Here is a 10732-nt window from a genome sequence, read left to right as displayed (position 1 = left end):
CACGCGGCCGTGATCGACGGCGACGCGATGCCGCACGCGCTGGCGGTCGCCCATGCCGCGCTGCGCGCGTTCCGCGCCGGCCGTACGGTGCCGGCCGACCAGGCCGCACCGGAGTACGTGCGCGACAAGGTGGCACAGACGACCGCCGAGCGCGTCGCGGCACGCGCCGCTCAGGCAGGCGGAGCGAAGGGATGACGGGCGTACTGCTGAGCGACCGCTACCTGGCGCCGATGACGGATGCCGATCTCGACGAGGTCGTCGCGATCGAGCACGTCGCGTACGAGTTCCCGTGGAGCCGCGGCAACTTCGAGGATTCGTTGCGCAACGGCTACCTGGGCGTGTGCCTGCGGCACGTGACGGGTTCGCTCGTCGGCTATTGCGTGCTGATGCCCGTGGTCGACGAGATGCACCTGCTGAACCTGTGCGTCGCGCCGGCCGCGCAGCGCGCGGGTGCGGGCCTTGCGCTGCTGCGCGAGGCCGTGCGCATTTCGCGCGCGGAGCGGCTCGACGGCGTGCTGCTCGAGGTGCGGCCGTCCAATCCGCGCGCGATCCATCTGTACGAGCGCTTCGGCTTCGTGACGATCGGCCGGCGCAAGAATTACTACCCGGCGAAGCACCACAGCCGGGAAGACGCGATCGTGATGCGTCTGACGCTGAACAAGGATGAGGGGGACGCGCATGGCATGGGCTGAAGCGGCGCTCGAGGAAATGGGCCTCGCGCAGATCTGGGTGCGGCGCGGGCAGGGCGCGAATGAAGGCGCGGACGCGGGTGCGGCAGTCGAAGCGCCCGCCGCGGCGCAAACGGGGGCGGAGAACGCCGCACCTGCCGTCGTTGCGACCGAGCGACCTGCGCGCACCGCGCGTACGCCGGTGCAAGACGAGGTGACGCCGGCAGTGGCGCGGGGCGTCGATGTTCCGCCGGTTCGCGAGCCTGCCGCCCCGGCGCACCGCGTCGACGACGGCGATCGCGTGCCCGCGCGCGCCGCGCCGGTCGCATCGACCGACACGATGCCGCCGATGGACGATGCGCCGCCTGCCGGAGCCGACGATTTTGCGTGGTTCGATGCGGCGCCGCCGGGCGATCCCGCGCCGGCGGCCCCATTGCGACGCGCCGAAACCCCGGTTGCGACACTCGACTGGGACGCGCTGGCTGCGCGCGTGGCCGACTGCACGCTCTGCCGGCTGTGCGAGAAGCGGACCAATACCGTGTTCGGGGTCGGCGACCGCGAAGCGGACTGGATGCTGATCGGCGAAGCGCCGGGCGAGAACGAGGACAAGCAGGGCGAGCCGTTCGTCGGTCAGGCCGGCAAGCTGCTCGACAACATGCTGCAGTCGCTGTCGCTCCAGCGCGGCGACAACGTGTACATCGCGAACGTGATCAAGTGCCGGCCGCCCGGCAACCGCAACCCGGAGCCGGACGAGGTCGCGCGCTGCGAGCCTTATCTGCAGCGTCAGGTCGCGCTCGTGAAGCCGAAGCTGATCGTCGCGCTCGGCCGTTTCGCCGCGCAAACCCTGCTGAAGACGGATGCGAGCATCGCGTCGCTGCGCGGCCGCGTGCATGCGTACGAGGGCGTGCCGGTGATCGTGACCTATCACCCGGCATACCTGTTGCGCAGCCTGCAGGACAAGTCGAAGGCATGGGCCGACCTGTGCCTCGCACGCGACACGTTCCGGCGCGCGGAAGGCGCCGACGTGAACGGGCCGGCCGGGCAATGACGACGGGCGCGGCGTGCGCATTCGTCGATACGCTGCATGACGCCGCGGTTCGCGATCTGGGCTGGTTGCTTGCCAGCCCGAGCCTCCTCACCGCGGTACCGGGAGCGCCGCTTGCGCGCCCGTGGCCGGATGCGGCCGGGCAGTCGGCCGTCCACGCGTGGCTCGCCGCGCTCGATGCGCAGCCCGGGCCGCTGCATCGCGCGCTCGACGGGTTCCGGCCCACCCGGCTCGGCCGCTACGCGGAATGCCTGCTCGAGTATTTCCTGACACACGGCCCGTCGCTGCGGCTCGTCGCGGCCAATCTCCCGCTGCGCAGCAACGGCAAGACGCTCGGCGAAGTCGATTTTCTCGTCGACGCGCCGGGCGGCCAGCGCCTGCATTGGGAACTCGCGGTGAAGTGCTATTTGTGCGCGCCGGTACGCGACGGTGCATCGCTTGCCGACTTCGTCGGCCCCAATCTCGTCGACCGGTTCGACCGCAAGCGCAGCCGGCTGCTCGATCACCAGTTGCGCCTCGGCGAACACGACGGGTTTGCGCGGCTCGGCTACGGCGCGCCGTCCGACGCGCAGATGTTCATCAAGGGCTGGTTGTTCTATCCGCACGGCGAGCCGTTGCCGCCGGTGTCCGCCGAAATCGCGCCGGATCACCCGCGCGGATTCTGGCTGACGCACGCGCAGTGGCCGGCGTGGGCGGCCGCGCAGCCCGCCGGCGCCGCATGGAGTGTGTTGCCGAGGCTGGCGTGGCTGGCGCCGCGGCGTGCCGCCGCCGATACCGGATTCGAGCCGGAACCGCTGGCGGCCGCTCTGGAACTGCCGCCCGTGTTGACGACGCGCGAGGCCCCCGCGCTGATCGGTATTCATGAAAAGGGCGGTGACGGCACCTGGCGCGAACGGGCGCGCGGGTTCGTCGTGCCGGACGACTGGCCGGTGCGCGCGCAGGCGTTCGCGGCGCAGGATCACTGACGCCGCGTCAGCCGGCGCTCACCACCAGCGATGGAAGTGATGGACGGGGCCGACGCCGTGGCCGACGTCGAGGTGGCCGCTCGCGGCGATCGCGCCGGTCAGGTAGGTCTTGGCTTCGCGCACTGCGCTTTCGAGGTCGGGCTGTTGCGGAAGCAGCGCGGCGATCGCCGACGACAGCGTGCAGCCGGTGCCGTGCGTGTTGCTGACCGGTACGCGTGCACCGTCGAGCCGCACGGTGCGCGCCGCTTCGACGAGCCAGTCGGGGCTCGCGGACGCGTCCGGCAGGTGGCCGCCTTTCATCAGTACGGCACGCGCGCCCGTCTGTAGCAGGGCCCGGCCTTGCCGGACCATGTCGTCTTCCGTGGTGGCGGGCACGTCGTTCAGCAGCGCGGCCGCTTCGGGCAGGTTCGGCGTCACGACCGTCGCGAGCGGCAGCAGCGCATCGCGCAACGCGTCGACGGCGTCAGGCGCCAGCAGCGCGTGCGAGCTCTTCGAGATCATCACCGTGTCGAGTACGACGAAGCGTGGCGTATAACGCCGCAGCGCGTCGGCGACCGCGTGCACGATCGCGGCATTCGCGAGCATCCCGATCTTGACCGCATCGATGCGGATGTCGCTGAACACCGCGTCGAGCTGTGCGGCCACGAACGCCGCGTCCGGCGCATGCACGCCAGTTACGCCGCGGGTGTTCTGGGCGGTCAACGCGGTGATCGCGCTGGCGCCGTAGGCGCCAAGCGCGGAGAACGTCTTCAGGTCGGCCTGGATGCCTGCGCCGCCGCCCGAATCGGAGCCGGCGATCGTCAGGATGTTGGGTATCGGGTGCGTCATCGGGGCAATGCGCCGGTTCGGAGACCGGCGCCGGCGGACGGAAACGGGAAGTGTAGCGTCAGTGCCGCGATTCGCCGATCAGCGCGACCGAGTCGAACTGGCGCTGGTTCGCCTGGTGGCGGCGCATCACGAGCCACATCGTCAGGCAGACGAACGTGCCGAACAGGACGATCACGACGCCGACCGGCACGTCGAGCCACACGAGCACCGCATACAGGCACAGCATCACGAGCACCGACAGGTTCTCGTTGAAGTTCTGCACCGCGATCGAGTGGCCAGCCGACAGCAGCACGTGGCCGCGATGCTGCAGCAGCGCGTTCATCGGAACGACGAAGTAACCGGACAGCGCGCCCACGCACATCAGGAAGATGTACGCGATGATCAGGTACACGGGCATGCGCAGGTGGCCGAAATGCACGGCCCAGTGCGACGGGAACAGGTCGCGCGTGTAAAACGCCATCAGCATCACCGCGATGCCCATGACGATGCCGACGGGCAGCACGGTCAGCGACTTCTTCAACGGGATCCGGGCCGCGGCGGCGATTGCGCCGGCCGCGACGCCGACCGCGACCACGGCCTGGAGGATCGCGCCTTCGGACAGCGACATGCCGAGCGAGACTTCAGCCCACTTCAGCACGATGAACTGCAGCGTCGCACCCGCACCCCAGAACAGCGTCGTGACCGCCAGCGAGATCTGGCCGAGCTTGTCGCGCCACAGCACCATGAAGCAGTCGGCGAAATCGGTGAGGAGCTTGACCGGGCCGCGTTCCTGCTTCGGGTAGCGGGCGCCGGTATCGGGAATGCGCAGGTTGAACAGCGCGGCGACCACGTAGATCGCCATGATGATCGCCATCGCCGCTTCGGCGGGCGTGCCGATCCAGGCGGGGGTATGCGCGATCACGTGCGACGCGATGTGCGGGCTGATCAGCGCACCGCCGAGCACGGTGCCGAGGATGATCGAGCTGACGGTCGTGCCTTCGATCCAGCCGTTGGCGGCGACCAGCCGGTCGGCCGGCAGCAGCTCGGTGAGAATGCCGTATTTCGCGGGCGAGTAGGCTGCCGCGCCGAAGCCGACGATCCCGTACGCGATCAGCGGGTGGGCGCCGAACAGCATGATCATGCAGCCGACCACCTTGATCGAGTTGGTGATGAACATCACGCGGCCCTTCGGGCGCGAATCCGCGAACGCACCGACATACGCCGCCAGCACCACATAGGACAACACGAAGAACAGCTTCAACAGCGGTGTCATCCAGTTGGGGGCGTGAAGGTCTTTCAGCAGGGCGATGGCGGCGATGAGGAGCGCATTGTCGGCCAGCGACGAGAAAAACTGCGCGGCCATGATGGTGTAAAAACCTTTTTTCATCTGATGCGATGCTTTCGTCGCTGCGGCAGGGCCGCGTAGGCCGCCTGGTATGCGATCGGCTTATTCCGTTCGAAATGGGTTGTGCGCACGGCTTTATAACATGAAAATACGCCAGTTCGGACTAGCAAGATTCCCCGATCGTTCCGCAAGTTGTCGGCTTCAGTGCTCAAAAGGCGCGGTAAGCTGATGATTCGCAAGCGTCTTTACGTAAATTTCCCATGCCGCGCCCGATCTCCGCCACCATCCACACCGCCGCTCTCGCGAACAATCTCTCCGTCGTCCGCCGCTTTGCCGGCCCGTCCAAGGTCTGGGCGGTCGTCAAGGCGAACGCGTACGGGCACGGTCTCGCCCGCGCGTTTCCGGGCCTGCGCGGCACCGACGGCTTCGGCCTGCTCGACCTCGACGAGGCAGTCAAGCTGCGCGAGCTCGGCTGGGCCGGCCCGATCCTGCTGCTGGAGGGGTTCTTCCGCTCGACCGACATCGACGTGATCGACCGCTACAGCCTGACGACGACCGTCCACAACGACGAGCAGATGCGGATGCTGGAAACGGCGCGGCTGTCGAAACCCGTCAACGTGCAGCTCAAGATGAACAGCGGGATGAACCGGCTCGGCTACCTGCCGGAGAAATACCGCGCCGCGTGGGAGCGCGCCCGCGCGTGCCCCGGCATCGGCCAGATCACGTTGATGACCCATTTTTCGGATGCGGACAACGAGCGCGGCGTCGCCGAGCAGCTCGCGACGTTCGAGCGCGGCGCGGAAAACATCGCCGGCGCGCGCAGTCTCGCGAACTCGGCCGCCGTGCTGTGGCATCCGGACACGCATTTCGACTGGGTGCGCCCGGGGATCGTGCTGTACGGCGCGTCGCCGTCGGGGCTGTCGTCCGACATCGCCGACACGGGGCTGAAGCCGGCGATGACGCTCGCGTCCGAACTGATCGCGGTGCAGACGATCGCGAAGGGCCAGGCGATCGGCTACGGCTCGACGTTTTCCGCGCAGGCGCCGATGCGGATCGGCGTGGTCGCATGCGGTTATGCGGACGGTTATCCGCGGGTCGCGCCCGAAGGCACGCCCGTGATCGTCGACGGCATCCGCACGCGGATCGTCGGTCGCGTGTCGATGGACATGATTACCGTCGACCTGACCCCGTGCCCGCAAGCCGGCGTCGGCGCGCGTGTCGAGCTGTGGGGCAATGCATTGCCGATCGACGACGTCGCCCGCCATTGCGGCACGATCGGTTACGAGCTGATGTGTGCAGTCGCCGGCCGTGTGCCCGTGCGCGCGGAATAAGGGCATCGCGCGTGGCCAAACAGAAAACCGTATACGTCTGCAGCGAGTGCGGCGGACAGACCCCGAAGTGGCAAGGGCAATGCCCGTCGTGCCAGGCCTGGAATACGCTCGTCGAATCGGTTCCTGAAACGCCGTCGGCCCATCGTTTCCAGTCGCTTGCGAAGCGTGCGCCCGTGCAGCGTCTCGTCGACATCGAAGCAGCCGACGTGCCGCGCTTCTCCACCGGCATCGGCGAATTCGACCGCGTGCTCGGCGGCGGGCTCGTGCCGGGCGGCGTCGTACTGATCGGCGGCGATCCGGGTATCGGCAAATCGACGCTGCTGCTGCAATCGCTCGCGGACATCGCGAGCGAGCGGCGCGCGCTCTATATCAGCGGCGAGGAATCGGCTGCGCAGATCGCGTTGCGCGCGCAACGGCTTGCGCTGCTCGACGGCGGTGCGCCGGCAGACGAACTGAAGCTGCTCGCCGAGATCCAGCTCGAGAAGATCCAGGCCGCGATCGACACGGAACGGCCGGACGTGGCCGTGATCGACTCGATCCAGACCGTCTACTCGGAAGCGCTCACGTCGGCCCCCGGCTCCGTCGCGCAGGTGCGCGAATGCGCGGCGCAGCTCACGCGCATCGCGAAGCAGTCGGGCACCGCGATCATCATGGTCGGGCACGTGACGAAGGAAGGCAATCTGGCCGGCCCGCGCGTGCTCGAGCACATCGTCGACACGGTCCTGTACTTCGAAGGCGACACGCACTCGTCGTTTCGGCTCGTGCGCGCGTTCAAGAACCGCTTCGGCGCGGTCAACGAACTTGGTGTGTTCGCGATGACGGAGCGCGGGCTGCGCGGCGTCGCGAATCCGTCCGCACTGTTCCTGTCGCAGCACGAGCAGGTCGTGCCCGGCTCGTGCGTGCTCGTTACACAGGAGGGCACGCGCCCGCTGCTCGTCGAAGTCCAGGCGCTCGTCGACACCGCGCACGTGCCGAACCCGCGCCGGCTCGCGGTCGGCCTCGAACAGAACCGGCTCGCGATGCTGCTCGCGGTGCTGCACCGTCATGCGGGCATCGCGTGCTTCGACCAGGACGTGTTCCTCAATGCGGTGGGCGGCGTGAAGATCACCGAGCCGGCCGCCGACCTCGCGGTGCTGCTCGCGATCCATTCGTCGATGCGCAACAAGGCGCTGCCGAAGGGGCTGATCGTGTTCGGCGAAGTGGGGCTGGCGGGCGAGATCCGGCCGTCGCCGCGCGGGCAGGAGCGGCTGCGCGAGGCCGCGAAGCTCGGTTTCACGTCCGCGTTGATCCCGAAGGCGAACGCGCCGAAGCAGCCGATCGAAGGGCTGAACGTGATGGCCGTCGATCGGCTCGAGCAGGCGATCGACCGCGTGCGCGATCTCGAGTGACCGGCTGCACCGGCACGCGGGCCGGGCCTGCCGGCGATCTGGCGCGTAATTCGTTGTAAAGAATATGTAGGCTTCTGTAACCCGCCGGACATCGCTTTTCCCTATCCTTTGCCGGATTGTCGAACCGCGCAATGCGAAGGGAACCTATGTTGAAATCCTATGGGGAAGCGCCGGGCGGACGCCTTTACAACCTGCGCGGCTGCCGCGTGTCGGAGCCGATTCGCCAACCCTGGGGAGGTGGATGCCGGATCGTCGAGTGGATCGACGAAGAGGGGCGCCTCGCGCGCAAGGTCGTGTCCGAGGACGTGACGGAAGCGGAAGTCGCTGCCGCGATCCGGCGGCCGACAGAAGGGCGCCGGTACCTGATGGGCGACGACGAGCAGATGCCGCGCGATACGCTGCCGCGCCGCTGAGCCGGCAGCCTGGCGGATGGCCGGCGAACCGGGTGACGACGGTAGTGAATGAACAGGCCGGGACCGTGCGCCCGGCCTTGTCGTATCCGGGCCCGAAGAAGGACGGATGGGCCTGTCGAGGTGTCGCGATATCAAGGTGCTGCGGTGCCGAGGCAGCCGGCACGCCGGGCTGGCGTACCGGCCGGTTGTGCCGCGACAGCGGTCAGCCGATCTGCTCGAGCTCTTCCTGCGCGGCAAGCCAGTCGGCCTCGACCGTCTCGAGACGCGTGTTGACGTCCCCGAGCTTGCGGATCGCATCGGTCAGCTCCGTCTTGCGCTCGGCTTCGTAGCTCGCCGGATCGGCGACGAATGCGTCGAGGCGTGCCTTCTCCGCGTGCAGCGTCTCCATTTCCTTTTCGAGCTTCGTGATACGCGTCTGCAGCGGCTTCTTCAGCACTGACAGGCGCTGCCGTTCCTCGGCGGCCTGACGCTTCTGGTCCTTGCGGTTGGCCGCGGCACCTGCGCCCGACGAAGCCGCGCTGTCCGCCTTCGCGGCGGCGCGCTGCTCGGCCGCGTGCTGCAGCAGCCAGTCGCGGTAGTCGTCGAGGTCGCCGTCGAACGGCTGCAGCCGGTGCTTCGCGACCAGCATGAACTGGTCGGTCGTCGCGCGCAGCAGGTGGCGGTCGTGCGAGACGAGGATCAGCGTGCCCTCGAACTGCGCGAGCGCCATCGTCAGCGCATGGCGCGTTTCGAGGTCGAGGTGGTTGGTCGGTTCGTCGAGCAGCAGCAGGTTCGGTTTCTGCCAGATGATCAGCGCGAGCGCGAGGCGTGCCTTTTCGCCGCCCGAAAACGGCCCGACCGGGCTGGTGGCCATGTCGCCCGAAAAGTTGAAGCCGCCGAGGAAGTCGCGCAGTTCCTGCTCGCGCGTGTCGGGCGCGAGCCGCGCCAGATGCGCCAGCGGCGAATCGTCCTCACGCAGCGTTTCGAGCTGGTGCTGCGCGAAATAGCCGATCGTCAGCCCCTTGCCGTCGCGGACGTGCCCCGACAGCGGCGCGAGCGTGCCGGCCAGCGTCTTGATCAGCGTCGACTTGCCCTGGCCGTTCGCGCCGAGCAGGCCGATGCGCTGACCGTTCTGGATCGACAGCGCGACGCGCTCGACGATCGGGATCTCCGCTCCGCCGTCGGCGTGGTAGCCGCAGCGGACGTCTTCCATCACCATCATTGGGTTCGGCGCGGCATCGGGTGTGCGGAATTCGAACGTGAACGGCGACGCGATGTGCGCGGGCGCGATCAGCTCCATCTTCTCGAGCGCCTTCATGCGGCTCTGCGCCTGCTTGGCCTTGGTCGCCTTGGCCTTGAAGCGGTCGACGAAGCTCTGCAGGTGCTCGATCGTCTTCTGCTGCTTTTCGTAGGCGCTTTGCTGCAGCGCCAGTTGCTGCGCGCGCAGCACTTCGAACTGCGAGTAGTTGCCGCCGTAGCGCTTCACCTGGCGGTTTTCCAGGTGCAGCGTGACATTGCAGATCGAATCGAGGAATTCGCGGTCGTGCGAGATCACGACGAGCGTGCCGGGGTAGCGGTGCAGCCAGTCTTCGAGCCAGACGATCGCGTCGAGGTCGAGGTGGTTCGTCGGTTCGTCGAGCAGCAGCAGGTCGGAGCGGCACATCAGCGCCTGCGCGAGATTCAGGCGCATGCGCCAGCCGCCGGAGAAGCTGGCGACGGATTCGCGCGTCTGCGCGAGCGTGAAGCCGAGACCGAGCAGCAGCGCCTCGGCACGGGCCGGCGCGGTGTAGCCGTCGGCGTCGGCGAACGCCGCGTGCGCATCGGCTTCGGCGGCGCCGTCATGCGCGGCGGACGCGGCGGCGATGCGCGCCTCGATCTCGCGCAGCGCGGCGTCGCCGTCGAGCGTGTAGTCGAGCGCCGAGCGGTCGACGGCGGGCGTTTCCTGCGACACGTGGGCGATCCGCCACGACGGCGGCATCGAGAAATCGCCGCCGTCGGAGTGCAGCTCGCCGCGCAGGACCGAGAACAGCGTCGACTTGCCGGCGCCGTTCGCGCCGATCAGGCCGGCTTTCTCGCCGGGATTGAGTACGAAGGAGGTCGACTCGAACAGCGGCTTGGTGCCGCGCGCAAGGCTGAACTGATTGAAACGGATCACGGCGGAAATGACTGGCCAAAACCGCTATTCTAGACTGCGCGCCGCCTGCGCCGGGCATTGGCCGTTCGGCGGATGCCGCAATGGCGCAATTTCGCCTAGACTCCACGTCGATCCGGTTTCGTAAAAGGAGTGCCCGATGTCCACCCTGTATTCGTTCAGCGCAGAGACGCTTGCCGGCGCGCCGGCCTCGCTCGACGCGTATCGCGGCAAGGTGCTGCTGATCGTCAACACCGCGAGCGAGTGTGGTTTCACGCCGCAGTACGCGGGCCTGCAGAAGCTGTACGACCAGTACGCGGCGCGTGGCTTCTATGTACTCGGCTTTCCGTGCAACCAGTTCGGCAAGCAGGAGCCCGGCGACGCCGCGCAGATCGGCGCGTTCTGCGAGCGCAATTACGGCGTCACGTTCCCGATGTTCGCGAAGATCGACGTGAAGGGCGACCATGCGCATCCGCTGTACCGCTACCTGACCGATGAGGCGCCCGGCATTCTCGGCCTCAAGGCGATCAAGTGGAACTTCACGAAATTCCTGATCGATCGCGAAGGGCGCATCGTCAAGCGCTATGCGCCATCCACCAAGCCGGACGAAATCGCCGCGGATATCGACAAGCTGCTGTGACGGCTGCCGGCGGCGTTCGC

General features: G+C 68.0%; 10 protein-coding genes and 1 pseudogene. 8 read left to right on the top strand and 3 right to left on the bottom strand.

Annotated features, from left to right (window positions below; genetic code table 11):
• The 4 genes and pseudogenes from DPV74_RS22140 to DPV74_RS22125 all read left to right on the top strand — a co-directional run.
• Window positions 1-195, top strand: a pseudogene (locus DPV74_RS22140) (tRNA (adenosine(37)-N6)-threonylcarbamoyltransferase complex dimerization subunit type 1 TsaB); the annotation flags it as partial.
• Window positions 192-692, top strand: a complete 501-nt coding sequence (rimI, locus tag DPV74_RS22135) for a ribosomal protein S18-alanine N-acetyltransferase (RefSeq protein ID WP_021159081.1) — start codon at window positions 192-194, stop codon at window positions 690-692. The pseudogene DPV74_RS22140 and the gene rimI, both read left to right, overlap by 4 nt.
• On the top strand, window positions 679-1716 hold the full coding sequence (locus tag DPV74_RS22130; RefSeq protein WP_119337962.1) for a uracil-DNA glycosylase: 1038 nt from the start codon (window positions 679-681) through the stop codon (window positions 1714-1716). The genes rimI and DPV74_RS22130 overlap by 14 nt, the downstream gene beginning before the upstream one ends.
• Window positions 1713-2678 carry a DUF1853 family protein gene (locus DPV74_RS22125; protein WP_060084333.1) on the top strand — a complete coding sequence of 322 codons (966 nt, stop codon included), beginning with the start codon at window positions 1713-1715 and terminating at the stop codon, window positions 2676-2678. The genes DPV74_RS22130 and DPV74_RS22125 overlap by 4 nt, the downstream gene beginning before the upstream one ends.
• Before the next feature lie 18 nt (window positions 2679-2696).
• Here the strand turns inward: DPV74_RS22125 and thiD are convergent, their stop codons facing one another.
• Window positions 2697-3506 carry a bifunctional hydroxymethylpyrimidine kinase/phosphomethylpyrimidine kinase gene (gene thiD, locus DPV74_RS22120; protein ID WP_119337961.1) on the bottom strand — a complete coding sequence of 270 codons (810 nt, stop codon included), beginning with the start codon at window positions 3504-3506 and terminating at the stop codon, window positions 2697-2699.
• Window positions 3507-3564: 58 nt separating this feature from the next.
• Window positions 3565-4872, bottom strand: coding sequence for a lysophospholipid transporter LplT (lplT, locus tag DPV74_RS22115; protein ID WP_119337960.1), 1308 nt, complete (start codon window positions 4870-4872; stop codon window positions 3565-3567).
• Window positions 4873-5090: 218 nt separating this feature from the next.
• Here lplT and alr point away from each other — a divergent pair, with 218 nt between their 5' ends.
• The 3 genes from alr (at window position 5091) to DPV74_RS22100 (ending at window position 7962) form a co-directional block, all read left to right on the top strand.
• Window positions 5091-6161 carry an alanine racemase gene (gene alr, locus DPV74_RS22110; protein ID WP_021159086.1) on the top strand — a complete coding sequence of 357 codons (1071 nt, stop codon included), beginning with the start codon at window positions 5091-5093 and terminating at the stop codon, window positions 6159-6161.
• Window positions 6162-6172: 11 nt separating this feature from the next.
• Window positions 6173-7549, top strand: coding sequence for a DNA repair protein RadA (gene radA / locus DPV74_RS22105; RefSeq protein WP_027787075.1), 1377 nt, complete (start codon window positions 6173-6175; stop codon window positions 7547-7549).
• A 146-nt stretch (window positions 7550-7695) separates the two neighbouring features.
• A complete protein-coding gene (locus DPV74_RS22100; RefSeq protein ID WP_021159088.1) occupies window positions 7696-7962 on the top strand; it encodes a DUF2866 domain-containing protein in 267 nt (88 codons plus the stop codon).
• Between the two features lie 202 nt (window positions 7963-8164).
• On the opposite strand, the gene DPV74_RS22095 is transcribed toward DPV74_RS22100, so the two are convergent.
• Window positions 8165-10096, bottom strand: coding sequence for an ATP-binding cassette domain-containing protein (locus tag DPV74_RS22095; RefSeq protein ID WP_042974800.1), 1932 nt, complete (start codon window positions 10094-10096; stop codon window positions 8165-8167).
• A 136-nt stretch (window positions 10097-10232) separates the two neighbouring features.
• Here DPV74_RS22095 and DPV74_RS22090 point away from each other — a divergent pair, with 136 nt between their 5' ends.
• Window positions 10233-10712: a glutathione peroxidase gene (locus DPV74_RS22090; protein WP_027787077.1), complete on the top strand. Its 480-nt coding sequence runs from the start codon at window positions 10233-10235 to the stop codon at window positions 10710-10712.
• The last annotated feature ends 20 nt before the right edge of the window (window positions 10713-10732 follow it).

It is taken from the genome of Burkholderia sp. HAN2018, assembly GCF_024704855.1.
GTDB classification, from domain to species: Bacteria; Pseudomonadota; Gammaproteobacteria; order Burkholderiales; family Burkholderiaceae; genus Burkholderia; species Burkholderia cepacia.
Note: the sequence above shows the minus strand (reverse complement) of the source record. Positions and strands in the feature narration are given on the sequence as shown.

What these genes read in the sequence shown, in the direction of transcription:
- DPV74_RS22100 (WP_021159088.1), top strand. Translation starts at nt 7,696, where the DNA reads ATGTTGAAATCCTATGGGGAAGCGCCGGGCGGACGCCTTTACAACCTG.
- lplT (WP_119337960.1), bottom strand. Translation starts at nt 4,872, where the DNA reads ATGAAAAAAGGTTTTTACACCATCATGGCCGCGCAGTTTTTCTCGTCG.
- DPV74_RS22130 (WP_119337962.1), top strand. Translation starts at nt 679, where the DNA reads ATGGCATGGGCTGAAGCGGCGCTCGAGGAAATGGGCCTCGCGCAGATC.
- DPV74_RS22125 (WP_060084333.1), top strand. Translation starts at nt 1,713, where the DNA reads ATGACGACGGGCGCGGCGTGCGCATTCGTCGATACGCTGCATGACGCC.
- thiD (WP_119337961.1), bottom strand. Translation starts at nt 3,506, where the DNA reads ATGACGCACCCGATACCCAACATCCTGACGATCGCCGGCTCCGATTCG.
- DPV74_RS22090 (WP_027787077.1), top strand. Translation starts at nt 10,233, where the DNA reads ATGTCCACCCTGTATTCGTTCAGCGCAGAGACGCTTGCCGGCGCGCCG.
- rimI (WP_021159081.1), top strand. Translation starts at nt 192, where the DNA reads ATGACGGGCGTACTGCTGAGCGACCGCTACCTGGCGCCGATGACGGAT.
- alr (WP_021159086.1), top strand. Translation starts at nt 5,091, where the DNA reads ATGCCGCGCCCGATCTCCGCCACCATCCACACCGCCGCTCTCGCGAAC.